The sequence below is a fragment of the Catenulispora acidiphila DSM 44928 genome (assembly GCF_000024025.1).
Lineage (GTDB): Bacteria > Actinomycetota > Actinomycetes > Streptomycetales > Catenulisporaceae > Catenulispora > Catenulispora acidiphila.
This window is the reverse complement of the sequence record NC_013131.1, coordinates 2268732-2292822: the sequence shown is the minus strand read 5'-3', so window position 1 is coordinate 2292822 and position 24091 is coordinate 2268732. Positions and strand designations below refer to the sequence as shown.

20 protein-coding genes, 1 tRNA gene and 2 pseudogenes are annotated in these 24091 nt (G+C 70.2%); 9 read left to right on the top strand and 14 right to left on the bottom strand.

The window, feature by feature from the left end; all coding sequences use genetic code 11:
* Positions 1-101 precede the first annotated feature (101 nt).
* Complete coding sequence (locus tag CACI_RS10080; protein WP_012786237.1) at positions 102-1505, bottom strand: hypothetical protein; 1404 nt, start codon at positions 1503-1505, stop codon at positions 102-104.
* Positions 1506-1588: 83 nt separating this feature from the next.
* Here CACI_RS10080 and CACI_RS10075 point away from each other — a divergent pair, with 83 nt between their 5' ends.
* Complete coding sequence (locus CACI_RS10075; protein ID WP_012786236.1) at positions 1589-2608, top strand: ArsR/SmtB family transcription factor; 1020 nt, start codon at positions 1589-1591, stop codon at positions 2606-2608.
* Positions 2609-2776: 168 nt separating this feature from the next.
* Here the strand turns inward: CACI_RS10075 and CACI_RS10070 are convergent, their stop codons facing one another.
* The 5 genes and pseudogenes from CACI_RS10070 to CACI_RS45365 form a co-directional block, all read right to left on the bottom strand.
* The gene (locus CACI_RS10070; RefSeq protein ID WP_143765731.1) at positions 2777-5089 is read right to left on the bottom strand and encodes an amino acid permease; all 2313 of its coding nucleotides are present in this window, start codon (positions 5087-5089) and stop codon (positions 2777-2779) included.
* Positions 5090-5232: 143 nt separating this feature from the next.
* Positions 5233-5943 (bottom strand): response regulator transcription factor, encoded by a 711-nt coding sequence (locus tag CACI_RS10065; protein WP_012786234.1) that lies wholly within the window; start codon positions 5941-5943, stop codon positions 5233-5235.
* A pseudogene (locus tag CACI_RS54125) lies at positions 5940-6437 on the bottom strand (sensor histidine kinase); the annotation flags it as partial. The pseudogene CACI_RS54125 and the gene CACI_RS10065, both read right to left, overlap by 4 nt.
* Positions 6438-6557: 120 nt before the next feature.
* Positions 6558-7139, bottom strand: a pseudogene (locus CACI_RS54120) (DUF4118 domain-containing protein); the annotation flags it as partial.
* 179 nt (positions 7140-7318) lie between these two features.
* Positions 7319-7663: a VOC family protein gene (locus CACI_RS45365; RefSeq protein ID WP_012786232.1), complete on the bottom strand. Its 345-nt coding sequence runs from the start codon at positions 7661-7663 to the stop codon at positions 7319-7321.
* A gap of 141 nt (positions 7664-7804) precedes the next feature.
* Here CACI_RS45365 and CACI_RS10050 point away from each other — a divergent pair, with 141 nt between their 5' ends.
* Positions 7805-8980 carry an ROK family transcriptional regulator gene (locus CACI_RS10050; RefSeq protein ID WP_012786231.1) on the top strand — a complete coding sequence of 392 codons (1176 nt, stop codon included), beginning with the start codon at positions 7805-7807 and terminating at the stop codon, positions 8978-8980.
* A gap of 12 nt (positions 8981-8992) precedes the next feature.
* On the opposite strand, the gene CACI_RS51065 is transcribed toward CACI_RS10050, so the two are convergent.
* The 4 genes from CACI_RS51065 to CACI_RS10030 all read right to left on the bottom strand — a co-directional run bounded on the left by CACI_RS51065 (position 8993) and on the right by CACI_RS10030 (position 12540).
* The gene (locus CACI_RS51065) at positions 8993-9298 is read right to left on the bottom strand and encodes a hypothetical protein (protein ID WP_012786230.1); all 306 of its coding nucleotides are present in this window, start codon (positions 9296-9298) and stop codon (positions 8993-8995) included.
* An 89-nt stretch (positions 9299-9387) separates the two neighbouring features.
* Positions 9388-10233 carry a carbohydrate ABC transporter permease gene (locus CACI_RS10040; protein ID WP_012786229.1) on the bottom strand — a complete coding sequence of 282 codons (846 nt, stop codon included), beginning with the start codon at positions 10231-10233 and terminating at the stop codon, positions 9388-9390.
* A 1-nt stretch (position 10234) separates the two neighbouring features.
* Positions 10235-11173: a carbohydrate ABC transporter permease gene (locus CACI_RS10035; protein ID WP_012786228.1), complete on the bottom strand. Its 939-nt coding sequence runs from the start codon at positions 11171-11173 to the stop codon at positions 10235-10237.
* On the bottom strand, positions 11173-12540 hold the full coding sequence (locus CACI_RS10030) for an extracellular solute-binding protein (RefSeq protein ID WP_012786227.1): 1368 nt from the start codon (positions 12538-12540) through the stop codon (positions 11173-11175). The genes CACI_RS10035 and CACI_RS10030 overlap by 1 nt, the downstream gene beginning before the upstream one ends.
* 179 nt (positions 12541-12719) lie before the next feature.
* On the opposite strand from CACI_RS10030, the gene CACI_RS10025 reads away from it, so the two are divergent.
* Both CACI_RS10025 and CACI_RS10020 read left to right on the top strand, forming a co-directional pair.
* Positions 12720-13745 carry a LacI family DNA-binding transcriptional regulator gene (locus CACI_RS10025; RefSeq protein ID WP_012786226.1) on the top strand — a complete coding sequence of 342 codons (1026 nt, stop codon included), beginning with the start codon at positions 12720-12722 and terminating at the stop codon, positions 13743-13745.
* Between the two features lie 112 nt (positions 13746-13857).
* Positions 13858-14478, top strand: a complete 621-nt coding sequence (locus CACI_RS10020) for a TetR/AcrR family transcriptional regulator (RefSeq protein ID WP_012786225.1) — start codon at positions 13858-13860, stop codon at positions 14476-14478.
* A gap of 340 nt (positions 14479-14818) precedes the next feature.
* On the opposite strand, the gene CACI_RS10015 is transcribed toward CACI_RS10020, so the two are convergent.
* Both CACI_RS10015 and CACI_RS10010 read right to left on the bottom strand, forming a co-directional pair.
* Complete coding sequence (locus CACI_RS10015) at positions 14819-16045, bottom strand: PucR family transcriptional regulator (protein ID WP_012786224.1); 1227 nt, start codon at positions 16043-16045, stop codon at positions 14819-14821.
* A 75-nt stretch (positions 16046-16120) separates the two neighbouring features.
* Complete coding sequence (locus CACI_RS10010) at positions 16121-17527, bottom strand: APC family permease (protein WP_012786223.1); 1407 nt, start codon at positions 17525-17527, stop codon at positions 16121-16123.
* A gap of 140 nt (positions 17528-17667) precedes the next feature.
* Here CACI_RS10010 and CACI_RS10005 point away from each other — a divergent pair, with 140 nt between their 5' ends.
* Positions 17668-18513, top strand: coding sequence for a PaaX family transcriptional regulator (locus CACI_RS10005; protein WP_012786222.1), 846 nt, complete (start codon positions 17668-17670; stop codon positions 18511-18513).
* Between the two features lie 30 nt (positions 18514-18543).
* Here the strand turns inward: CACI_RS10005 and boxC are convergent, their stop codons facing one another.
* Together boxC and boxB are read right to left on the bottom strand one after the other, a co-directional pair.
* The gene (gene boxC / locus CACI_RS10000; protein ID WP_012786221.1) at positions 18544-20265 is read right to left on the bottom strand and encodes a 2,3-epoxybenzoyl-CoA dihydrolase; all 1722 of its coding nucleotides are present in this window, start codon (positions 20263-20265) and stop codon (positions 18544-18546) included.
* Entirely contained in the window at positions 20262-21695 is a 1434-nt protein-coding gene (gene boxB, locus CACI_RS09995; RefSeq protein ID WP_012786220.1) for a benzoyl-CoA 2,3-epoxidase subunit BoxB, read from the bottom strand. Before boxB ends, boxC begins: the two co-directional genes overlap by 4 nt.
* Before the next feature lie 135 nt (positions 21696-21830).
* Here boxB and CACI_RS09990 point away from each other — a divergent pair, with 135 nt between their 5' ends.
* The 4 genes from CACI_RS09990 (at position 21831) to CACI_RS09975 (ending at position 24091) form a co-directional block, all read left to right on the top strand.
* Complete coding sequence (locus tag CACI_RS09990) at positions 21831-22418, top strand: GTP-binding protein (RefSeq protein ID WP_049871534.1); 588 nt, start codon at positions 21831-21833, stop codon at positions 22416-22418.
* 49 nt (positions 22419-22467) lie between these two features.
* Positions 22468-23037 (top strand): DNA-3-methyladenine glycosylase I, encoded by a 570-nt coding sequence (locus CACI_RS09985; protein ID WP_041541470.1) that lies wholly within the window; start codon positions 22468-22470, stop codon positions 23035-23037.
* A gap of 143 nt (positions 23038-23180) precedes the next feature.
* Positions 23181-23253, top strand: a tRNA-Lys gene (locus CACI_RS09980).
* 70 nt (positions 23254-23323) lie between these two features.
* Positions 23324-24091: a hypothetical protein gene (locus CACI_RS09975; protein WP_012786217.1), complete on the top strand. Its 768-nt coding sequence runs from the start codon at positions 23324-23326 to the stop codon at positions 24089-24091.

The window sequence follows — 24091 nt, the reverse complement described above, 5'->3', positions numbered from 1 at the left end:
GGCTCCGGCTCCGCCGTGTGCCCCCGCACACCAGGCGAAGCCGACCGCCACCGGGCGCCGGGATCGCAGGTCCTCCACGGTCCCTTATTTCAACACGTTGACTAACGCAGCCCGCGGACGAACGGCGCGGGCCGCGTGTCGACGAACGCCGGCGCCACCGCCGCCGGACCCGGCGAGAAGTAGCTCCACATCTGCTGGAAGTCCAGCCCGAACGTCCCGGCGGAGGCGTTCAGCACCGCCGCCGACGTGTCCGGCCACCTCCCGGTCTTCACCCGCGCGGTCAGCGTCTGCAGCGCCGTGATCTCCTCCGACCCGGTGAAGAAACAGTGGTTCGCCCGCGCCACGAACTCCTGCCGCAGCAGCGGCGACCGCCCCGCGCGCGCCACGGCATCGGCGTAGCTGCGCTCGTTCCCGACCGGCGCGATGCCGTCGCCGGTGTCGTGCAGCGTCAGCACCGGAATCCCCACCAGCCCGGTGATGCTTCCCTGGACGGCGAGCTTGGCCGCGGCTCCCGGATCCGGCGCGACCCGCTGACCGGAGTTCAGAGCCGCGAGGTCCGCATCCAGCGCTTCCGAACCCCCAGCCTTCGCATAAGCCTGATCCACCAGATCCCGCGACGCCGACCCCGCAAACTGCGCGCGATAGTCCACGCCGATGTTCCACGAAGGGTTCCCACCCAGCAACGCCTCGGTGTCGGAGCGCCCACTCCCCCACAAGAACTCCGGCACCTCGTAGTACAAGTACGCCACCGCCGCGTCGATCCGATCCCCCAACGCCGTCGGCTCCGGCGCCAGCGAGTCGGCCCAGCCCGGGATGTCGGCGAGCGAAGCCGCCAACGCCAGCCGCGCCTGGGTCCGCGGGTCCGCCGACTGCCAGGCGGTCGACAACTGCGCCAAAGCCGCCGCTTGGTTGCTCGCGGGCGAGGCGATGTGCGCGATCTGGACCGGTTTCTGCGGCCAGACGAGTGTGTTGAGCGTGTACGCGGCGTCCAGCAGAGCATTGAAATCAGGGCCCGGACCCGCCGTCTCCCCGCACATCGGCAGCGCGCCGTCGAACGCCGGAGCCGCACGCTCGGCCAGCGTCGCCGTGAGCTCGCCGCCGAGCGACATGCCCCAGGTCAGCGTGGTGCCCGGTCGGCCGACATGGCTTCGGAACCACGAGAGCAGCGCCAGGTCGTCGCCCACGGCGCCGGGTGTCGGAAAGGCGACGTCCGGGTAATGGATGCCGGCCAGCGCGTATCCATGGGCCAGCAGCCAGGTTTTCACCTCGGGGTTGTCGGCATCGGCATCCTGGGGCGTGGTCACAGGAGGTTCGTAGGCGTGGTTCCAAAGCAGTACCGTGCCATTCCACCCGGCGGGGACGTCGACGACGTACGCCGCGCCGTTCAGCGTCCCGGTGAACGTCCCGCCAGGCGGTGCCTGCGCCGCCCCGGCGGTCCCCCCGGCCGCCACCGTCAACGCCGCAGCCGCCAGCGCGGCGATCCCCGCGCGCTGCATCCGTGCCATCGCAACCTCCCGTATGTGCCGTCTCGTCCTCCAAGGAACGGGGACGGCACGGGCCGCGTCCACGAATTCGAACGGGATCGAAGATGATCAGGATCCAGCTGGGCTCAGACGGTCTGGCGCACTCGCGGTTCGCGATGTCGCCGGTCACCGAGACGGTCAACCTGCTGATCGCCGCGCGGGTCGGGACACTCGCGCCGCCGCTGCGCGCCCCGCTGCGCCAGACGTTGGCGAACCGGCGCCTGGACGTGCTGTCGGCGCTGGTCCGGGTGGATCGCGGCGCGGGGCACTACATCCCGGACTTTGTCACACCCCCGCCGCCGCGCTTCGAGAATCAGCCCTCTGAGGAGCTGCACGCCGTCGCGACCACACCGACCTGGCGGGTCGCCGGTGAGCTGAGCCTGGCCGCCGCCGGCAACCTCGCCAACACCGTCGGGCGCGCGCTGCCCCGACAGCTCACCGACGCCGACGAGCAGAAGACCGCCGAGCAACTGGCGACGGAACTGGAGCAGGTCTGGCTTCACGTCCTCGCGCCGAGGTGGTCGCGCATCAGGGCACGAATAGAAGCCGACATCGCCGATCGCCTGCAGACAGCCGGCAGGCACGGCTTCGCCGCGGCGATCGACTCCCTCGATCCGCAGATCGACTGGCACGACGGCGCGGTGCGCGTGCACGGACGCTTCGACGTGGACGTCCGCGAGCCGGGGATCACGTTCGTACCGAGCGTGTTCGTCACGCGCGCCGCGACGGTCATCGATCCGGTTCCGCCGTGCGACATCCCCGGCTACGCCGCCTACGGTCCGGGCAACCCGGCGCCGTGGCCGTATCCGGAGCGCCGCGCCGCCATGTGTGTCTATCCGGTCGCGCGCCGGCCGCCGGGACGCCGGCCGGAGGCGGCGCGGCCGGAGGAGCTCATCGGCCGGACCCGCGCCCGGATCCTGGACGCCGTGGCGGACCCGGCGACGACCGGCGAGGTGGCGGGCCGACTGCGGCTGAGCCCGTCAACGGTGTCGTACCACTTGCAGATCCTGCACCGGGCCGGGCTGGTGCGGCGGACTCGGGACGTTCGCAGTGTTCTGTATCAGTCCACACGTCGTGCCGGATAACCGCTGGCGGGCCCGGTAAACGCGCGGCGGGGGGTGCGCGGGGGTGGTTCGTCCTCGTGGGGCGGTGGCGGCCGGATCGGTGGTCCGGCCCTCGCCGGTGCAGCCACCGACCGCCCGCCGCCCGCCTACCTCAGTCCAGCCGCCGCCCCCGCCGCCCCGCCTACCGCATCAGTCCGCCGGACCGGGCCGCAGCTCGTAGATCGGGTTGTACACCGCGCGCTGCCCGCCGGTCGTCGTGATGCGCCCGCGCACCATGATCCGGCGCCCCGGCGCGATCCCGGGAATCTGGCGCCGGCCGAGCCAGCTGACGGTCACCGACCCGGTGCCGTCCCACAGATCGGCCTCCAGCACCGGCACTCCGGCCCGCGGCCGCAGCCGCACCGTGCGCAGCGTCCCGGCCAGGATCACCGGCTGGCGGTCCGGGCAGTCGGCGATCGGCGTGGCGCCGCTCGGCGAGACCTCCTGGGACAGCTCGGCGGCCTCCAGCTCGTCGGTCTCCGCCGTCAGTTTCTGCAGCCGGGTCCTTTGGCGCGGCGGCTTGGGCTTGGTCATGGCACTCCCCTGGAACGAGCTCTGCGCCTTGGCCGCCTCTATGCGGGCCGTGGCGGACTGGAGCTGGTACGGCACCGCCGCGACCACGACCCGGCGCTGGAACAGCAGCCGGCTCTTCAGACGCAGGGCGGACTGGTTGTGCAGTACCTGCTCCCACCAGTGGCCGAGCACGTACTGCGGGATGTACACCGTCACCACGTCGTCGGGGTTCTCGGTGCGGACCCGTTTGACGTACTCGATGATCGGGCGGGTGATCTCCCGGTAGGGCGAGGCGATCACGGTCAGCGGGACCGGGATCGAGCGGCGTTCCCACTCCGCCTTCAGCACCTCGACCTCGGCGTCGTCCAGGTTCACCGTCACCGCCTCCAGCGTGCTGGGGCGGGTGGCGCTGGCGTAGCCGATGGCGCGCAGGGTCGGCAGGTGCAGCTTGGAGACCAGGACGATCGCGTGGTTGTTGGCCGGCAGGCTGAAGGCGGCCTCGTCGGAGGGCGTCAGCTCCTGGGCGACCGCGGCGTAGTGGCGGTTGATCGCGCGCATGATCAGCCAGATGATCGGCATCGCCAGCACCACGATCCAGGCGCCCTTGGCGAACTTCGTCACCAGCACGATCACCAGCACCGCGGCGGTGACGCCGGCGCCGACGGCGTTGATGACGCGCGACTGCATCATGCGCCGGCGCTCAGCGGGGTCCCCGGTGGTGCGCAACAGCCGGTTCCAGTGCCGGATCATGCCGGTCTGGGAGCAGACGAAGGACACGAACACGCCCACGATGTACAGCTGGATCAGCCGCGTGGGCGAGGCGTTGAACGCCACCACCAGCAGCGTCGCGAAGCCGGCCAGCAGCAGGATGCCGTTGGAGAACGCGAGACGGTCGCCGCGGGTGTGCAGCTGGCGCGGCAGGTAGCCGTCCTTGGCCAGGATCGAGCCCAGCACCGGGAAACCGTTGAAGGCGGTGTTCGCGGCCAGCACCAGGATCAGCGCCGTGACGAACTGCAGGACGAAGAAGAACGGCGAGGAGCCGCCGAACACCGAGCGCGACACCTGCGCGATGACCGTGCGCGGCTGCTGTCCGGCCGGGAGCCCGACCAGGTCCGTGGCGCCGGCGGCGTGGACGTGGCCGGCCAGGGCCAGCGCGGTGACGCCGGCGAACATCGCGACGGCGATCCCGCCGAGCAGCGCCAGGGTGGTCGCGGCGTTCTTGCTCTTCGGCGGCTTGAACGCCGGGACGCCGTTGCTGATCGCCTCGACGCCGGTCAGCGCGGTGCAGCCGGAGGCGAAGGCGCGCAGCAGCAGGAAGATCAGCAGGACGCCGCTGTAGTGCTTGGTGTTGGAGATCGTGTAGTGCTCGCTCTCGGCGTGCAGGCCGCTGCCGAACACGATCCGGATCAGCCCGGTCACGATCATGATGCCGACCGCGACGACGAAGCAGTACGTCGGGATCGCGAACGCCGTGCCCGATTCCCGGACGCCGCGCAGGTTCAGCAGCGTGATGACCGCGATGACCGCCACCGCGATCAGCACGACGTGCGAGTTCAGCGCGGGGAAGGCCGAGGCGAGGTTCGCCACGCCGGAGGAGACCGACACCGCGACGGTGAGGATGTAGTCCACCATCAAGGCGCTGGCGACCGTGAGCCCGACCTTCGGGCCCAGGTTGGTCGTGGCGACCTCGTAGTCGCCGCCGCCGGAGGGGTAGGCGTGCACGTTCTGCCGGTAGGAGGCGACGACCACCAGCATCAGCAGTCCGACCGCCGCCGCGATCCACCACGTGAAGTGCAGCAGCGCCAGGCCGCCGGCCGATAGGACAAGCAGGATCTCCTCAGTGGCGTAGGCGACCGACGACAAGGCGTCGGAGGCGAACACCGGCAGCGCGATCTTCTTCGAGAGCAAGGTCTCGCCGAGCATCTCGCTATGCATCGGCCGGCCGACCATGACCCGTTTGACGATCCCCAAAGCACTAGGCACGACCGCGAGCCTAAGGCCGGGGCACCCCGAAATCACTATCGTTCAGTGATTATTTCTCCCGGGCGCCTCACGTCTCACGATCCGGTGACCACGTTTGACGCACGGATGCCCTACGGGCTGCCCAGCGGCTGGAAGCGGTAGCCCATGCCCGGCTCGGTCAGCAGCTGGCGCGGAGTTGAGGGCTCGGGCTCCAGCTTCTGCCGCAGCCGCGCGAGGTAGAAGCGGAGATAGCTGCCCTCCGGCTCGTGCTCGGTCCCCCACACATGGGCCAGCAGCTGCTTGCTGGAGACCAGGCGGTCGGGGTGGCGCAGCAGCATCTCCAACACGGCCCATTCGGTGCGGGTCAGGCGCACCGACTCCGGCACGTCCGAGGGCGCCCCGGGAGCGCGCTTGACCGTGCGGGCCGCGAGGTCGACGAGGTGGTGGCCGACCTGGATGACCGGCCCGGTCGCGTTCTCCGGCTCCGCGCGCCGCAGCAGCGATCTGACCCGCGCGGCCAGCTCGTCCATGTCGAAGGGCTTGGTGACGAAGTCGTCGGCGCCGGCGTCCAGCGCCTCGACCTTGTCCCAGGACTCGGTGCGCCCGGACAGCACCAGGATCGGCACCGTGGTCCAGCCGCGCAGTCCGTCGATGACCTGGACGCCGTCCATGTCCGGCAGGCCCAGGTCCAGGACCACCAGGTCCGGGGGACGGCGCGCGGCGACGGCCAGGCCGGTGGTGCCGTCGGGGGCGACGCTCACCTCGTATCCGCGCGCCGACAAGTTGATGCGGACCGCCACCAACAGCTGCGCCTCATCGTCGACGACGAGCAACCGCTTCACCGCGCCACCCCCTCCGCCGGGTCGGCCGCCGTCCGGGCCGGCACCGCCACCACCATCGTCAGCCCGCCGCCGGGCGTCGTCTCCGGACGCAGCTCGCCGCCCATCGCCTCGACCAGTCCGCGGGCCAGCGCCAGGCCGAGACCGACGCCCGCGGTGTTGTCCCGGTCCCCGAGCCGCTGGAAGGGACGGAAGATGCGTTCGTGGTCGGAGACCGGGATGCCGGGACCGTGATCGATCACGCGGATCTCCACCTTGTCGCCGCTGGGGTTCTGGGCTTGGCCGCCGGTGGCGGCGTGCCCGCGGTCCGGACCGTTCGGAGCGTCCGCGCCGTCTGTGTCGTCTGTGTCGTCTGTGCCGTCTACGTCGTCCGCGCCGCGCGGGGCGGAGGCGCCGGCGGTCAGCTCGATGCGGGAGTCGGTGTGCTTGGCGGCGTTGCCGACGAGGTTGGCGACCACGCGTTCCAGCAGTGCGCCGTCGGCCAGCGCCGCCGGGACGCCGGGGCTCGCGGCGTAGGTGACGCGGCCCGCGGCCGCCGGCACGTCGTCGATGGCGCGCGGGATCACCTCGTCCACGGCGACCACCTCCAGATGCGGCTTCAGCGCGCCGGACTGCAACCGTGACATGTCCAGCAGATCCTCCACCAGCCGCGAAAGCTTCCCCAGCGAGGTGTGCGCGGCGCCGAGCAGTTCGCCGCGCTCGGCCTCGGACAGCTCGAAGCGCTCGTCGCGCAGGGTGTCCACGGAGGCGCGCGCCGCCGCCAGCGGGGCGCGCAGGTCGTGGGAGACCGCGTTGAGCAGCGCGGTGCGCATCCGGTCTGCCGCCTCCAGCTGCGCCGCCTCGGCGGCGGCCTGCGTGGCGCGCCGGAACTGCTTGCCGGAGTACTCGACCACCGAGGCGACGGTCACCGCGACGATGACGAACGCCGAGAACGCGATCACGTCGTTGGCGACCGCGATGCGGAAGGTGTGCACCGGCGAGATGAAGTAGTAGTCCAGCAGCAGCGCCGCCCACACCGCGGCCACCAGCGCCGGGACCATCCCGCACAGCCGCGAGATCGCGACCAGCGCGACCAGGTAGATGAGGACCTGGCTGCTCAGGTTCAGGCGCTCGGTGAGGGTCGTCAGGACGGCCGTCAGGAGCGGAGGCACCACGAGCGCCGCGGCGAGCCCGCGCCACCGGCGTCCGGAATCCGGCATCGGTCCCTCCCTGGCTCGGCTCGCAGCTCAGTCCCGGGGCGGCGGGCCCGAGACGGTGTGCAGCATATTGCGAGCGTAGTGTCACGCGCGATCATGCGCTTCACGCGTGCATAAGGGCGGGGACCATGAAGGTGAAAGCCGCGCCGAACGACGATCAACCGGGTTCCGACCGAGCGCCTTCAGAGCCGGTTCGCCGGTCCGACGCGCAGCAGCGCGCCGTCCGGATCGGCGACGGCGAAGAGGGTCGGCCCGAACACGGTTGGGATCGGCACGTCCGGGCAGTCCAGGCCGTCGTTCTGCCATTTCTCCCGCAGTTCCTCGGGTTCCTCGACCCGGAGGTACCACCCGGAGGGGTTCTCGGCGGGGTCGATCTCGGGAGCCGGGTAGAAGTGGACTTCCGCGTCGTCGAAGCGCAAGCGAAGGTACTCGTCGGCGGCGTCCACGACGGTGAAGCCCAGGAAGCAGTAGAACGCGCGGGTGCGCTCCAAGTCGGCGCTGGGCAGGATCGGGACGCTGGTTGCCACGTCTTCCAGCGAAGTCCCAGTTCGGCGCGGTAGCCAGGGGTTCTCACGGAGCTCTCACGCGCATTCGGCGCATCCTCACACCGCGCCAATGCCGGCGGAGTCGGCCGCCGTCGCGGCGCGCGCTAGCCGTACTCTGCGTCCATGAGCATCCGCGAAGGGCGCCCGGCCTCCGGTGTCACGGCGGCCACGCTCCGGGAGATGAACATCCGGACGGTGTGGTCGGTGATCGAGGGCGGCCACCCGATCTCCCGCGCCGAGATCGCCCGGCTCACCGGGATCTCCAAGCCGACGGTCTCGGTGCTGCTGGAGGAACTGCTGGCCACCGGCCTGGTGACGCAGTCCCCCGACACGGCGCGCGATCCGGCGCACGGCGCGGTGTTCTTCGGTCCCAAGCCCGACGGCGTGCACGCCCTGGCGCTGGACCTCGGCGCGCACATGCTGCGCGGCGTGCTCGCCGGTCCCGGCGCGGTGATCGCGGCCCGCCAGGACGTGGACGTGAACGGCATGGACGCGCCCCTGATGGTCGCCGCGGCGGCCCGCCTCGCCGAGGAGCTCATCGCCGCCGCCGGGGTGGACGCGGCGACGGTGCGGCACGCGGTGGCCGGCGTCCCGGGCGTCGTGGACCGGCACACCGGCCGGGTCTGGCAGGCGCTGAACATCCCAGCCCTCAACGGATTCGCGATCGCCAAAGAGCTCCAGACGGCAGTCGGCGTCCCCTTCACCGTCGAGAACGACATCGACCTCGCCGCCCTCGGCGAGAACACCCACGGCACCGGCGCCGCGGCGGAGAGCTTCGCCTTCCTGTCGGTCGGCACCGGCGTCGGCGCGGGCTTGGTCCTGCACGGCCACCTGCACCGCGGCCACTCCGGCGCGGCGGGCGAACTCGACACCGCCTTCGACGCCGAGGCCTTCGTCGCGAACGACCCCTGCGCCGCCGCGATCGTGGAGTACGCGACCCCGTACGCCGCGGAGCTGACAACCAACGCCGCACCGCTGACCACCGAGCTGATCTTCGACCAAGCCCGAGCCGGCCATCCCCGCGCCACCGAGATCGTCGACGAGGTCGCCCGCCGCATCAGCGCCTATATAGGAGTGCTGGCGGCGGTCGCGGACGTGGAGCTGGTCATCCTCGGCGGTGGCATCGGCCTGAATGGCGACCTTCTCTTGGAGCGCGTCTCTCTGCGTCTCCAGGAACGGCTGCCCTACCCGCCCCGGCTGGAGGTATCAGCCCTCGGCGACAGCGCGGTGCTGACCGGTGCGGCGGCGGTCGCCGCGGCGGTGGCGGTGGAGCAGGTGATCCGGGAGCGGACCGGCTAGGAGCTTGCCCGGCTACTCGTAGCCGCCGTCGCTCCGACCGTCACCGCTGTCGCCGTCGCCGTCCCGCTCGCCCTCGCTGCCGAACACCGCGCCGCCGACGCCGGCCAGCGTCACCACGGCCAACCCCACCGCGCCGAGCGTGCGCCACTGCCCGGGCGCGAGCAGCAGGACCAGCAGCTGCGAGGCCGCCAGCACCACGCCGGCCGCCCACGGCAGCCAGCCGTGCGCGGCCACCCGCGCACGGGAGGGGGAGGCGGCGGGGTCTGGCTCGCCGCCGGCTTCGTCGGGTCCGGGGACCGGGTGGTCCGTACTGCTCACTCCACTGAAGGACCCGGGCCGACGGGCCGGGTACGGCGACAATTCGAATTGCCGATCCTAGCCGCCGGGCCCGCCGAAGGGCGGCTCCCTCACCCCTTCGCCGCGCCGGCGAACCGGAAAGCGCCTCCCATCGCCCGCGAGACGATCAGGTACAGCACCACGACAGGCATCGAATACAGTACCGAGTACGCCGCCAGCTGCCCGTAGGCGACCGCGCCGTACTGGCCGAAGAACGTGAACACCGTGACCGACGCCGGCAGCTTCTCAGGGCTCTGCAGCAGGATGAAGGGCACGAAGAAGTTGCCCCACGCCTGGATGAACGTGAAGATCAGCACCACCGACATCCCCGGCGCGATCAGCGGCACCACGATGTGCCGCAGCGCGACCATCGGCGTCGCGCCGTCCACCCAGGAGGCCTCCTCCAGGTTGATCGGCACGTTGTCGATGAAGCCCTTGATCAGCCAGATCGCGAACGGCAGCGAGGTGGTCGCCAGGAACACCGCGGTCGCCGGCATCGAGTCGATCAGCTGCAGCCGCACGAACAGCCCGTAGACCGGGACCATGATCGCGGTGATCGGCAGACCGGTCGCGAACAGCACCGTGTACAGGAACGGCTTGCGGAAGCGCGACTGGTACCGCGACAGCGGATACGCCGCCAACGTCGCGACGACCACCGTGATCAGCGCCGACCCGCCGCACAGCAGCAGCCCGTTCCACAGCGGCCGCCACGCCAGGTCGGTGGTCATCACGGCGCGGAAGTTGTCGACGCTCGGATGCTCCGGCAGCTTCACCGACGTCTGCGCGGAGCTGTCGAAGCACGAGAGCACCAGCCACACCAGCGGCGCCAGGAACGCCGCGGCGATCAGCACCAGGATGCCCGTGCACACCAGTCCGGCGGCGCGGCGGCGCGGTGTGTCGATCCCCATCCCCGCCATCTCAAGCCTCCGGTTTCAGCACGCGCACATAGATGAAGGAGAACACCGCGCCGATCACCAGCAGCAGCAACGAGATCGCGGTGCCGTAGCCGACCTCGGAGAACTTGAACGCCTGCTGGTACATCAGCACCGGCAGCGTGGAGCTGGCGAAGCCGGGACCGCCGGCGGTCATGACGTAGATCAGCGTGAACACCGACAGCGTCTGCAAGGTGATCAGCATCAGGTTGGTCACGATGGAGGGCCGGATCAGCGGCAGGATCACGTTCCACAGCCGCCGCCAGCCGGTCGCGCCGTCCAGCTCCGCCGCCTCCTGCACGTCGGCGGGCACGTCGTCCAGCGCCGCGTTGTACACCAGCATCGAGAACGCGGTGCCGCGCCAGACGTTCGCGATGATCACCGCGAGCATCGGGCTGCTGTAGAGCCAGTCCTGCCCGCTCATCCCGAAGGCTTTCATGATCTGGTTCAGCGTCCCGTGCTGGCCGAGGAACGCGTACCAGATCAGCGCGCTGACGACCTCCGGCAGCACCCACGCCGAGACCACGATCCCGCCGACGGTCCCGCGCAGCCAGCGGCTGCGGCCGCGCATCAGCAGCGCGATCGTCAGCCCCAGCAGGTTCTGGCCGATCACCGCCGAGCCCAGCACGAAGACCACGGTGAGCCAGATCCCGTTGGTGACGTTGGGATCGGAGAACAGCCGCCGGAAGTTCTCCAGCCCGACCCACTGCGGATTCTGGGCGCCGTCGCCGGTGAGCGCGGCGTTGGTGAACGAGCTGTAGACGCTCCACAGCACCGGGCCGAGGAAGAACAGGAAGAGCATGATCAGCGCCGGCGCGAGCGGCAGGTGCCGGGTCGTGCGGGCGCCGCGGGCGCGGCGGGGGGAGGTGGTCCGCCCCGCCGCGCCCGCGAGTTCCTCGCCGACCAGTTGTGCCCGGGCTGCCATCAGCTGGCGCCCGCCGCCACGTTGTCGGAGCCGACGATGCCCTTCAGCGTGGCGGTGTACGCCTTCATCGCGTCCGCCGGGGACGACTGGCCGGTGATCACCGCTTCCATCGCCACCTGGATCGCGTCGGAGATCTTCGGGTACTCGGCGTACGCCGGCCGGTACTGCGTGACCGGGACCAGGCCGGTGAAGAACGCGGTGGTCGGGTTGGTGCTCTGGTAGGAGGGATCGGCGGCGACGTCGTTGCGCACCGCGATCTGGCTGTCCGCTATGTCGTAAGAGGCGGAGTTCTCCTTGTTCAGCGCCAGTTCGACGAACTGCGCCCCGAGATCCTTGTTCTTCGACTTCGCGGTCACCGACAGCGTCCAGCCGCCGGACATGCTGATCGTGCCCTTGCCGGAGCCGTCCTGCGTCGGCATCGCCGCCTCGCCGATCACGGTGTTCCACTGCGGCCAGGGCTTGGCTCCGGAGGTGCCCCAAGTACCGGTCACCCAGGAGCCGTCGAGGTCGATGGCGAGCTTGCCCTGCGGGAGCATCTGGCCGCTGACCACGTTGGGGATGTTGGGGTCCAGCTCCGTCTGCGGCGGGAGGGTCAGGCCGCCGCTGTAGGCGTCCTTGAGGAACTGCAGGGAGTCGGTGAAGCCCTTGCTCGGGGCGGTCCACTTCTTGCTGGCGCTGTCGTACAGGGTGTCCTTGGTGCCGTACAGCAGCATCTCAAAGCCCTGCATGGTGCTGCCCTCGCCGTCGGGTTTGCCGGCGTAGACGTTCAGCGGCGTCACGCCGGGCGAGGTGGCCTTGACCGCTTTAGCGGCCGCGAGGACGTCCTGCCACGACTTGGGCTGCCAGGGCATCGCGACGCCGGCCTTGGTCAGCATCGCCTTGTTGTAGTACAGCGCGCGGGTGTCGGTGCCCATCGGGACGCCGTAGGTCTTGCCGTCGATGCCGCGCGCGGCGGACTTGGCCGTGTCCGGGAACTGCGACCAGTCGCTCCAGCTCGCCAGGTAGGAGTCGAGCGGGGCGAGGTAGCCGGCCTTGATGTCGGAGTTGATGAGGAAGGTGTCCTCGTAGACCACGTCGGGCGCGGTCGAACCGGAGCCCATCATCAGGTCGATCTTAGTGTAGTAGTCGTTCTCGGCCGCGGCGATCGGGTCCAGCTTGACCGTGACCCCCGGATGCGCGGCCTCGAACTGCGCCTTCACCTTCTGCATGTGCGCGTCGACCTGGATCTCGTTGCCGAACTTGACGTAGGCGACCTTGAGCGTTTTACCGCCGCTGCCGCCGCCGCTTGAGGACGACGACGAGCAGGCGGTCAGGGCGAGCGCGGAAGCCGCGCAGGCGCAGGCGATACGGAGACCCGTGGACAACATCCTGACTCCTTCGGGACATGGTGTCCGCCGCGAGGGCGCACGGTGGAGGGAGGGGACGGGGAGACGCCGTGCTTTGAGAAAACGTTATTTTCGCGTTAATCTAGGCGCGGGGCCCGGGGCATCGTCAAGCCCTGTGAATGTCTCGATCAGGTCACGACAGCCCGTGGAACGGATATTCCATGACCAAGGCTTCAGGGCGGCGGTCCAGACGCCCGACGATGGTGGACGTCGCTCGCGAGGCCGGCGTGGCGCTGAGCACGGTCTCCCGCGTGGTCAACCAGGATCCGACGGTCGGCCCGGAGTTCGCCCGCCGGGTCCAGACGGCGATAGACACCCTCGGCTACCGCCCCGACGAACAAGCCCAGCAATTGCGCCGCGGAACCAGCCGCACGATCGGCATGGCGGCCCGTGAGATGTCCGCCCGCAACCCCCTGCTCGCCGAATTCGAGCGCGGCGCCTACGCTTCCGGCCTGACGGTGTTCGCCGCGTCCACGGCGGACGATGTCGAGCGCGAACGCACCGTGGTGCTGTCGATGGCGCGGCGCGGGTTCGACGGTGTGGTCCTGGAGCCGATCGGGCCGGATCACTCGTATCTGGCGCCCGAGATAGCCACCGGCTTGGCGGTGGTCGCGGTGGACCGCCCGGTCGCCGGACCGGAGACCGACGCGGTTCTGGCGGACAACGCCGCCGGCATCGACATGGCCTACCGCCAACTCGCCGCCCACGGCCACAGCCGGATCGCCTACATCGGCGACCACGAGCGGATCTTCACCGGCCGGGCGCGCGCGGCGGCGTTCCGGGCGTGTCTGAGCGCCGACGGCCGCGCGGTGACCGGGCTGGTGCACACCGGCGAGACCGTGCAGCACCGCATCGACGTGGCGATGCGCGCGGTGCTCTCGGCGGAGACGGCGGCGACCGCGCTGGTCACGGGGAACGTCACGACGACCTTCGCGGTCCTGACCTACCTCGCCGCCGAGGTACCGCCGGAACGCCGCCCCGCGCTGGTCGGCTTCGACGACTTCCCGCTGGCGAGCCTGCTCGACCCGCCGGTGACGGTGATCTCCCAGGACAGCATGGCGATGGCGCACGCCGCCCTGAACCTGATGACCGCGCGTCTGGCGGCGCCGGAACGTCCGCTGGAGACGGTCACGGTCCCGGTGTCGCTGATCGCGCGCGGGTCCGGCGAACGACCGCCAGTACACTGACACCCGCCTGGCTGGCTCCCTGACGGTGCCCCGACTCCCCGGCTCCCTAACGGTGCCCCGGTTCCGTTAAACTGCCCCACCAAGGCAGCGCATCACTGGAACTGGAGTCCCCATGCCCGAGGAGCCCTCACCCCCCGGCACAGTCCGCCCCGGCGGCCGCACCGCCCGCACCCGCGCCGCCGCCCTCCGCGCCGCCGAGGACGCCCTGATCGAAACCGGCTTCGACGCCCTGGACCTCGCCGACATCGCCCGCCGCGCCGACATCGGCAAGACCACCGTCTACCGCCGCTGGGGCACCCCCGCCGCCCTCGTGGCGGACCTCCTCCTGGACATGGCCGAGCAATCCCTCCCCCGCACCGAGACGGGCACCCTCGACGGCGACCTCCGAGCCAACGCCCGCCTGGTCCACAAAACCCTCACCGACCCCCGCTCCGGCGCCCTGTTCAAAGCCGTCGTCACCGCCGCCGCCGGCCACCCCGCCACCGCCACCGCCCTCCACCGCTTCTACGCCACCCGCATCACCGAATGGGCTCCCTGCGTGGAACAAGCCACAGCCCGAGGCGAAGTCCCCGAGGGCACCGACCCAGCCGAAGTCATCCGTGCCGTCTCAGCCCCCCTGTACTACCGCTTCCTGGTCAGCGGCGACCCCTTGGACGCAGCGAGCGCCGAGCGCGCGGCGGCGGCCGCTGCGGCGGCGGCTCGGGCGGGCGCTTACGTAACGCGGGTGGGGTGAGCGGCTGGGTGCGACTGGCACGGTTGGTGCGGTTTGTTTGTGCGCTTCTAGAAGCTTCCTACGGCTTCGCGCGGGTGTTGATGGCCTCGCAGGGGACGCAGTTCGTTGGTGTGTATCCCGGGCCGCGCTGGCGGCCGACGGTATTTCATGTCCACAACCGCGCGCCGATCCGAGTCACCGCGGGCACCAGAATTTTTGCTCTCGCCCCCGCCAGCCTGATCAGGCATCCGCACCGCACCCACAGTGAGTGCCGCCGCAACCCTTCCGACCAGCCTCCCGCCGAGCCTGCAGCTCATCACCGCCCGCGATCTTGTGCTTGCCGCCGCCAGCCCATCAGACCTCAGCGCCCGCCACTCCGGCTCTCGCCGTCCCCCTCCGCCAGCAGCGCGACCCGTCCCCGATCGACCTCGAACGCCAAGCTCAGCTCGGCCACATGGCGCGGGTCCGACAGCGTGCGCCCCGTGCGCTCCTCCAGGCGGCGTAGGCGGTATCGCACCGTGTTCGGGTGCACATAGAGCTTGCGCGCCGCCTCGTCGGCGGAGCCGCCGTGGTCGAGCCAGGCGCCGAAGGTGTCCAGCAGGATGGCTCGGTCTTCGGCGGGCATGGTGTCCAGGCCGGCGAAGATCGCGCGGGACAGGCGGGCCATCACGTCCGGGGCGCTGGCGGCTGCCACTGACAGGGAGTCGCGGCCGAAGACCACCACCTTGCCGGGGCTGGCGGCGCCGCGCAGGGCGATGCGGGCCAGGCGCAGGGCTTGGGAGGTGCCGGTGAGATCGTCGTAGAGGGGGCTGATGCCGACGCGGCCCACGCTGCCGGCTGCCAGCGCCTCGATCAGCACGTCCAGTTGGTCCGCGGGGCGGGGCAGGCTCGCCAGGCCGATCTCGACGTCGTGCAGCAGCCGCCACGCCGAGGTGATGCTCTGGCGCTGGAGCCCTTCCTCCATGCCGCGGGTCAGGCCGTGTTCGCCGGCGCCGGCCACGCGTGCGGCGATCACCACGTACGGGCCCTGATGCGGCAGCCGCAGGGCGTCGGCGGCCTCCCACACCTGCGGCTCGGACAGGTGTCCCTCCAGCAGCGCCTGGATCAGCGCCGAGCGCCGCTGCTCCTCGCTGCGGATGCGCGCCGAGAGCTCCGCGCGGTAGCTGTCCGCCATCACGTCGGTGAACCCCGACAGCCGCCGCCACAGCGCGGAGGCGGCACGCAGCGCGACCCGCGGCGCGACCTCGTCGCGCTCGGCCGCCTCGGCCAGGTGCTCCCAGATGTAGGCCAGCGAGATCTGGTACGCCTCGAACACCGCCGACATCGGCACGCCCTCGGCCGCACGCGCGCGCCCCGCCAGGTCGGCCGGCGCGTTCCCGTCCAGCGCCGGGTCCAGCAGCCCGTCGAAGATCACCCGGAAGTGGCTGACGACGGAGCGGCGCAAGTCCGCGGGCGACACCCGTTCGGCGTAGACGGGAACCAGGGCGGTGATCCGAGCGGTGACGGCCGCCGCGAACTCCTCGGTGCGCTCGAGCATCCGGGCGGCCAGCGCTTCGGCCCCGGCGTCCACCTGATCGTCGTCCGCCATAGCTACGCATCGTAGCGAGCCGACTATCTCCCGGAATGGGTTTTCCCAGTTCCTGGAGTTCCCAGTATTCGGCGGCTACCGCCCCGGGTCGGCGTCGATCAGCCACCGGGTCGCAGCCCGCGGCCGCAGGTAGAGCACCCAGTACAGCGCCGCCGCCGCAGTCGCCCCGAGCGTCCAGTACAGGTCCGATGGCTGAGTACGCCAGAGTTCGAACAACACCCCGACCAGGCTGCCCACCACCAGAATCGGCACCGCCGGCCACCACGGCATCCGCCACGCGCTCTTCGCCCGGTGCGCCCCGCGCCGCCCGACCAGCGCCGCGACCGCGACGATCAGATACAGCCCGGTCACCGCGACCCCGGTGATCCCGTTCAGCGTGTCGACCGGCGCGAAGCACAGCGCCGTCCCCGGAGCCCCGACCGCCAGTGTCGCGACCCACGGCGCCCCGAACCGCCCGGACACCGTCCCCAAAGCCCGGTTCACCGGCTCCGGCCACGCCTTGTCCCGCGCCGAGGCGAACAGGATCCGCGAGTTCTGAATCACCATGACGATCGCCGCGTTCACAATCGCCGCGGCAACGCACAGCGCGACGAAGGCACCGACCGCCGAATCACTCCAGCCCTTGACCATCCCGATCAGATCGAAGTTCGCCCCGGTCAACGCATCAGCGCTGCCCGCACCCACCGTGATGGCGACGGTCGGCACGATCACCACCACCGCGCCGAGCCCGAGCGTCCACAGCACCGCCCGCGAAACATTGCGGCGTGGCTCCTGGATCTCCTCCGAGAGGTAGACAGCCGTCGCGAAACCCTGCAGGGCAAACAAAGCGACAGCCAGCCCGACCATGACGGTCCCGAAAGGAAGCGCCCCGGTGTGCTGCCCATCGGAGACGACCGGATGGATCAGCACGCCGGCGCCCTGATGCGTGTGCGCGAACCCGAGCACCGCCACCACGCCGGCGGCGATCACCTCCAGCACCAGGAACACCCCGGTGATCCAAGCATTGGCGCGCAGATCGAAGACACCCATGATCGTCGACACCGCCATCACGAACGCGCCGCTATAAGCCCCGCTGGCCGGAAGCGCCGGAATCGCCGCGTGCAGATACTCCCCGGTCCCGATGGCGATGATCGGCGGAATGATGAAAGCCGCGACCCCGGCCAGGAAGAACGTCAGCCACCCCGACACCCGCCCCAGCAGCGAGCCGACCATCGCGTACTCGCCGCCGGCCGAGGGAATCAAGGTCCCGAGCTCGGAGTAGCAGAAGGCGACGCCGACGCACAGCACACCGGCGATCGCCAGCGTGAGCGCCGTACCGGTGCCCTGCGTCGCGAACAGACCCGGGACGATCACGAACAGCGAGCTCGCCGGAGTCAGGCACGACAGCGTGAGCAGCACCGCGCCGACCAGACCCAGCGAACGCGCGAGCGCGGGCTTGCCGGGAGCAGGGGCGGAAGCCGTGCGCGTCAGGATTTCGGTCATACGCGACTACCGCCTCCCTACCCGTCGAGTACGGGTCATGAGCGACCCATGTGTTCGAAACATGAAAAGTGATGGACGTGACGGGCGTCAAGACTGGTCAGCCACGGAATGGATGACCGGCACCGGTACCGTGGTGCGTCATGGAGGGGTCCGAGGCATCGCCGCGCGTCACCCGGCGTCGCGAGACCACCACGTTCAGTGCGCGTTCACTGCTGATGACACTGCTCGGCGAGTACGTCCTCCCCCACGAACGCCCCACGTGGACCTCGACCATCATCGAAGCCCTGAGCGCGGACGGCGTCGAGGAGAAGGCCGCACGCCAAGCCCTGGCCCGCACCTCCGCGGAAGGCTGGATCACCACCGAGCGCGTGAGCCGCCGCGTGCGCTGGTCCCTCACCCCCGAAGGACGGCAGCTGCTGACCGAAGGCGCCGAGCGCATCTTCAGCTTCGGACGCACGACACCGGCCTGGGACGGCCGCTGGCTGATGCTCCTGGTCACGGTCCCCGAAACCCGCCGCGACCTGCGCCACCGCCTCCGAACCCGCCTCACCTGGGCCGGCTTCGGCACCGCGGACCCCGGCGTCTGGATCAACCCGGACCCGGCGCGCGAGGACGAAGCCCGCGAAGTCCTGCGCGACCTGGACCTGGATCAGGGCGCGATGTCGTTCACCGCGGCGCACGGCAGCATCGGCAGCCTGGCCGCGATGGTCGCGCGCGCCTGGGATCTCAGCACCCTGGAAGCCGAATACGAAGCGTTCGTCAGCGCCTTCGGCGCCCTGACGCCCGACACCGACGCGGCGACCCTGCGCACGCAGACCCGCCTGGTCCACGAATGGCGCCGCTTCCCCTTCCTCGACCCCCGCCTCCCCCGCGAACTCCTGCCCGCCGACTGGACCGGCGCGAAGGCGGTCGAGGTCTTCCACGCACGGCACGCGGAGTGGCACGAGAAGGCACAACGGGAATGGGCCGCTCTCAACGGCGAGTAATCGCCTCGACTGCTCGATAACAGCGCTCAGTCACACCCGCCGATGATCGAACTCCGCCACGACTCCCGATCCGTACCGCGACAGCGCACCGTCCGCACCCGAAGCGTTCGGCCGCACGAACACCCAGTTCTGCCACGCGGTCAGCCGACCGAAGATCTTCGTCTCCATCGTCTCCGGTCCGGGGAAGCGCAGGTTCGCCTCCATACCGGTCAACGCATCCGGCGACAGCGCCGCCCGCTCCTGCAGCGCCAGACGGAGCTCGTCCTCGAAGTCCAGATCGTCGAGCGCATAGGTGACCAGACCGAACTCCACCGCCGCGTCGGCGTTCAGCCGTTCCCCCACATGCGCCGCCGCTTCCAGCCCGCCTTCGTGCCCTGAAAAGCGCGTCGCCAGGCGGCTCAGACCGTTCGCCATCGGCCACGCCGCCAGATTCGAAGCCGTCACCACCAAAGCTGCGGGCGCGGCGTCTGGATCAACATCCTCATACACGCCATCGAGCATGTACTGCCGGTCCGCAGCGAGCGCCGTTTCCAGCAGCAGTCCGACGAAGCAGCTCCCCGGATCGATGACCGCCACCAGACTCCGGCTCGTCATGTCCAAGCGCTTGAGCGTCCGCTTGTAGTAGTGCCGTACCTCGTTGACGAACCAGTCGTCGGCCAGCGTGGTCAGCTGCGCGTCGTACGCCGCCACCGCGTCGATCGATCCGCGCGTCCGCACTACCCACGTGCCGATCTCCGGCTCGTTCGTCCGCAGCCGCAGGATCGCGTCGTCGAGCGCGCGGGTCAGCGCCAGCGGCCAGTAATCAGGACCCTGAGCGTGCACGTCGGCGGGCGGCGCGTCGCTCGGACCGAGCAAGGTGAAGTCCGCACGCCGCGCAGACCGATCGATCTCCACTGCCAGATACGGATACGTCAGCGAGTCCTCGTCCACGACCCGCGCCAACGGCGTCAGCATGACGCCCTTCTCAGGTCCGACCGCGCTCGCCACTCCCACTCCCACACCCATCCCCACCCGAGCCCGGCGCGACCGCCGCGCCGCGTCGTCCGCGACCCGCGCGACCTCTGCCGAGAACCGCGCCGGCGGAGCGACCGCGTCGACCAGTCCCCACTCCAGTGCGGTCGCCCCACGGAAGCCTTCGGTCTTGGTCGCGAAGACGTCCGCGCGATCGCGCCGAACGTGCCGCTTGTCGGTCAGCCGCGTCAGCCCTCCGGTCCCCGGCAGGACGCCCAGCAACGCCACCTCCGGCAACGACACGGTCGTGGACCCGTCGTCGACCAGCACGATGTGCTCGCACGCCAACGCCAGCTCGTATCCGCCGCCGGCCGCCGGTCCGTTGACGGCGGCGATCCACGTCTGTCCGGAGTGCGCAGTCGCGTCCTCGATGCCGCACCGCGTCTCGTTGGTGAACTTGCAGAAGTTCACCTTCCACGCGTGCGAGGACTGAGCCAGCATCCTGATGTTCGCCCCGGCGCAGAACATCCGCTCCAAGCCGCCGGTCATCACCACGGCGCGGACCTCGGGATGCTCGAACCGCAGGCGCTGCACGGCGTCGTAGAGCTCGATGTCGACGCCGAGGTCGTAGGAGTTCAGCTTCAACGCGTACCCCGGCAGCAGCCCGCCGTCCTCGGCGACGGCCAGCCGGAGCGTCGCCACGGCGCCGTCGATCTGCAGCGTCCAGTGCCGATATTGATCCGGCGCGGTGTCGAAGTCGATGTCGATATCGGTTGCGATATCAACCTCCCCGCCGGTCATCCGATGCCCTCCTCAGCCAGGTGCACGTAGTCGAACTCGACCGGCTGCTCGTTGATGCCGGTGCGCGGCGGGGCGATCCAGGCGGCGAAGCGGCCCGGCTCGTACTCCGGCTGCATCAGCGAGGCGACCGCCGCGCGGTCCTCGGGCGTCGGCAGCCAGTCCTTCGAGCGCTCCTGCCAGGTCGCGGCGTCGAGGACTTCGCCGTCCGGGCTGATGTGGTGACCGGCGTAGGCGCCGACCTTGCGATGGAATCCCTCATGCGGCAGCGACAGCCGCTGCGCGAGACCTGCTTCCGCCAACACCTGGTTCCAGCGCTTCACACCGCGCGCGCAGTCGGCGATGTACTCGTCGCGCAGGTCGAGATTCAGGGCATTGAGCAGCGGCACGGCCTTCGCCGTCAGTCGTCCGTCTTCGACCACTGTCATCGGACGCTCGGCGCCGATCAGAACGTGGTCGTCGTCGCGCCGCGTCTCCTGCCAGCGCCCTTTCACCCCGGCGCTGAAATACGTCCCGGCGTTGGTCGACCGCTCCGATCCGAACAGGTCCAACGATACGGAAAGTTGAAAGTTCAGATAACGCTGGATGATCGGCAAGGGTATGGCGCCGTACGGCAGCACGTCTTCGGTGTCGTGCGCGGCCATCTGCTCGGCGGTGCGCTCCACCACGCGCTGCACGCCGGTCGTCCCGACGAACATGTGGTGCGCCTCTTCCTTGAGCATGAACTCGCAGGTTCTGGCCAGGGGGTCGAACCCTGATTCCTTCAGGGTGCCGAGCTGGTACTTGCCGTCCCGGTCGGTGAAGTAGGTGAACATGAAGAACTGGAGCCAGTCGGTGGTCGCCTCGTTGAAGGCGCCGAGGATCCGCGGGCTGTCGTGGTCGCCGGAGTGCCTGAGCAGCAGCTGGTCGGCTTCCTCGCGTCCCTCGCGGCCGAAGAAGGCGTGCAGCAGGTAGACCATCGCCCACAGATGCCGCCCTTCCTCGACGTTGACCTGGAACAGGTTGCGCAGGTCATACAGGCTCGGCGCGGTCCGACCGAGGATCCGCTGCTGCTCGACGGAGGCCGGTTCGGTGTCGCCCTGGATGACGATCAGACGCTGGAGCACGGCGCGGTGCTCGCCGGGGACCTCCTGCCAGGCCGGCTCGCCTTTGTGGCGTCCGAAGCCGATGACGCGCCGCGGATCGCGTTCGGCCAGGAATATGCCCCAGCGGTACTGCTCCATCGGGACGTGTGCGAAGTGCGCCCAGCCGTCGCGGCCGACGGCGACCGCAGTACGCAGATACACGTCCTTCGTCGGCAGCGCCGGCCCGAGATCGCGCCACCAGTCCAGGAATTTGGGCTGCCAGCCCTCCAGAGCCCGCTGCAGACGCCGGTCGCCTGCCAGCCCGACGTTGTTGGGGATGCGTTCGCTGTAGTCGATCGGCACGGGCATGAGGGCCCTCCTTGCGCTGCGCGAAACCGCGGGCGGCGACCGTGTGTCGCGGCCCTGCTAACGTTCTACACTTCTGCCGCGCGACTGCCAATATGCTGTCGAACATCGTCGTCCACTACTATTCTCCAGATCTTTATGTTCGGGGGGACTGGGGCGGCGGCGATGACGATCGTGCAGACAACGGCCAAGATCCTGGTCGCCGGCGGGTTCGGCGTGGGCAAGACCACGCTGGTCGGGTCGGTGTCCGAGATCGAGCCGCTGACCACCGAGGCCGAGATGACCTCGGTGGGACGCGGTATCGACGACACGGTGGGCGTGCCGGGCAAGACGGCGACCACGGTCGCCTTCGACTTCGGCCGCCTGACGCTGGCCGACGACCTGATCCTGTACCTGTTCGGCACCCCGGGCCAGGAGCGCTTCTGGTTCCTGTGGGAGGAGTTGGCCCGCGGCGCCGTCGGCGCGGTGGTCCTGGCCGACGTCCGCCGCCTGGCCGACGCCTTCGCCGCCATCGACTTCTTCGAGCACCGCGGCATGCCCCACGTCGTGGCGGTGAACCAGTTCGACGGCGCCCGCAGCTACAGCCAGGAGGCCCTGCGCGAAGCCCTCGCGATCCCGTCCTCCACCCCGGTGATGATCTGCGACGCCCGCGACCGCACCTCCACCGTCACCGTCCTGCTCGCCCTGGTCGAACACGCGGTGAAGTGGCACGCCGAGGAGGCGTGAGAGCCCGCGCGCCCCGGACTTGTCGGACCCCGCGCCTACGATGGGCGACGTGCAAGATCTTGTGACTGGCGAAGACGGCATCCCCCGCTGCGGCTGGGCCGGCACCGGCGGCGACTACGCGGCCTACCACGACACGGAGTGGGGCCGCACCCTGCACGGCGACGACGCCATGTTCGAGCGCCTGAGCCTGGAGGGCTTCCAAGCCGGCCTGGCCTGGATCACGGTCCTGCGCAAACGAGAGGCCTTCCGCAAGGCCTTCAAGGACTTCCAGATCGACGCCGTCGCCGCCCTCACCCCCGCCGACGTCGAACTCCTCCTGACCGACCCCGGCATCATCCGCAGCCGCGCCAAGATCGAATCCGCGATCCACAACGCCCGCATCGTCCGCGACTTCCCCGAAGGCCTCGACGCCTACCTCTGGAACTTCGCCCCACCCACCCACCGCCGCCCCACATCCTTCGGCCAAACCCCCACCGAAACCCCCGAATCCAAGGCCATGGCCAAAGCCCTGAAGAAGGCCGGCGTGAAGTTCATCGGCCCCACCTCCGCCTACGCCCTGATGCAGGCCACCGGCATGGTCGACGACCACCTGACCGGCTGCTTCCGCGCCAAGGCCTGACACCCGCCCCGAACCCCGCCGAGCCCCCCTGAGCACCCCCAGAGCCGCCGAAACCACCCGCCGCGCACCCCCGCCAGGTGGTCAACAACGCCTCCGGAGATCTGCTAATGTTTCACCCGTCAACGCGACACCAGCAAGATCAAGCGCCGCTAGCTCAATAGGCAGAGCAGCGGACTCTTAATCCGCGGGTTCGGGGTTCAAGTCCCTGGCGGCGCACCCGTAGCAAGTCCCGGCTCAGGTTCCTGAGCTGGGAATTTTGCGTTAGCGGAGTAAGATCCCTGATCTGATGTCGAAACTGACGACCACTCTCCTTTGGCCGTTCCTGGCGCCCGACGTCCGGCTCCGGCTGCGGCACCAACGGCTCGACGCCGAGGCGCCGAAGCGGGCCGGCTGGGCATTGCAGATACCCGAGGTGAAGGTGACCCGGGTGAAGGCTGTGGACGGTGCCCTCGACGGCACCGGCGGCGGTCCCGGGTCCCGTCGCGGGATGCGCCTGACTCCCGTCGCGCCGTCGCCTTGGAAGCAGCAGCAGACCATGGTGGGCACCAGGCCGATCGATCGCTGGCTGCGGTCCGGCGCGATGGAGTGGGACGGCCGGCGCGTCACGATTGCCGGCTCCCTCAGGACCGGCACGTGGATTCCCCGCGAGGGCGGGCTGATACCGGACTTCGACGCCGCCGAAGTCGCGCGCGCGGGGCGGCGGCCGTTCGGCACGGGTGAGTGCGAGCGGCACCTGGCCGCCATCGCGACGGTCGGTCTCGCGGGCCGTCATCTGAAACGCATCGTGTTCCTCGATGCCGAGGCACGCGAACTCGGCTGGATCCCGGCGCCCTACTTCGCACAGGACGATGTCATCCGCTTCGCCCAAGCAGCCGGGATCGCCTACCGCAGCTACGCCTTCACCTTTGCGGGCTACTCCTCCACCCGGCTGTCTCCGGAGAAACTGTGCGAAGCCCTGTTCACCCGCTCGGCGCGGCGCGTCAAGCTCATGGGCGACGGCGCCTCCGACGAGAGCGATTGGTTGTCCGACCCCACCCGCAGCCGCGGCTACTGA

What these genes read in the sequence shown, in the direction of transcription:
- CACI_RS10080 (WP_012786237.1), bottom strand. Translation starts at nt 1,505, where the DNA reads ATGGCACGGATGCAGCGCGCGGGGATCGCCGCGCTGGCGGCTGCGGCG.
- CACI_RS10075 (WP_012786236.1), top strand. Translation starts at nt 1,589, where the DNA reads ATGATCAGGATCCAGCTGGGCTCAGACGGTCTGGCGCACTCGCGGTTC.
- CACI_RS10070 (WP_143765731.1), bottom strand. Translation starts at nt 5,089, where the DNA reads ATGGTCGGCCGGCCGATGCATAGCGAGATGCTCGGCGAGACCTTGCTC.
- CACI_RS10050 (WP_012786231.1), top strand. Translation starts at nt 7,805, where the DNA reads ATGAGCATCCGCGAAGGGCGCCCGGCCTCCGGTGTCACGGCGGCCACG.
- CACI_RS10040 (WP_012786229.1), bottom strand. Translation starts at nt 10,233, where the DNA reads ATGGCGGGGATGGGGATCGACACACCGCGCCGCCGCGCCGCCGGACTG.
- CACI_RS10035 (WP_012786228.1), bottom strand. Translation starts at nt 11,173, where the DNA reads ATGGCAGCCCGGGCACAACTGGTCGGCGAGGAACTCGCGGGCGCGGCG.
- CACI_RS10030 (WP_012786227.1), bottom strand. Translation starts at nt 12,540, where the DNA reads ATGTTGTCCACGGGTCTCCGTATCGCCTGCGCCTGCGCGGCTTCCGCG.
- CACI_RS10025 (WP_012786226.1), top strand. Translation starts at nt 12,720, where the DNA reads ATGACCAAGGCTTCAGGGCGGCGGTCCAGACGCCCGACGATGGTGGAC.
- CACI_RS10020 (WP_012786225.1), top strand. Translation starts at nt 13,858, where the DNA reads ATGCCCGAGGAGCCCTCACCCCCCGGCACAGTCCGCCCCGGCGGCCGC.
- CACI_RS10015 (WP_012786224.1), bottom strand. Translation starts at nt 16,045, where the DNA reads ATGGCGGACGACGATCAGGTGGACGCCGGGGCCGAAGCGCTGGCCGCC.
- CACI_RS10010 (WP_012786223.1), bottom strand. Translation starts at nt 17,527, where the DNA reads ATGACCGAAATCCTGACGCGCACGGCTTCCGCCCCTGCTCCCGGCAAG.
- CACI_RS10005 (WP_012786222.1), top strand. Translation starts at nt 17,668, where the DNA reads ATGGAGGGGTCCGAGGCATCGCCGCGCGTCACCCGGCGTCGCGAGACC.
- boxC (WP_012786221.1), bottom strand. Translation starts at nt 20,265, where the DNA reads ATGACCGGCGGGGAGGTTGATATCGCAACCGATATCGACATCGACTTC.
- boxB (WP_012786220.1), bottom strand. Translation starts at nt 21,695, where the DNA reads ATGCCCGTGCCGATCGACTACAGCGAACGCATCCCCAACAACGTCGGG.
- CACI_RS09990 (WP_049871534.1), top strand. Translation starts at nt 21,831, where the DNA reads ATGTTCGGGGGGACTGGGGCGGCGGCGATGACGATCGTGCAGACAACG.
- CACI_RS09975 (WP_012786217.1), top strand. Translation starts at nt 23,324, where the DNA reads ATGTCGAAACTGACGACCACTCTCCTTTGGCCGTTCCTGGCGCCCGAC.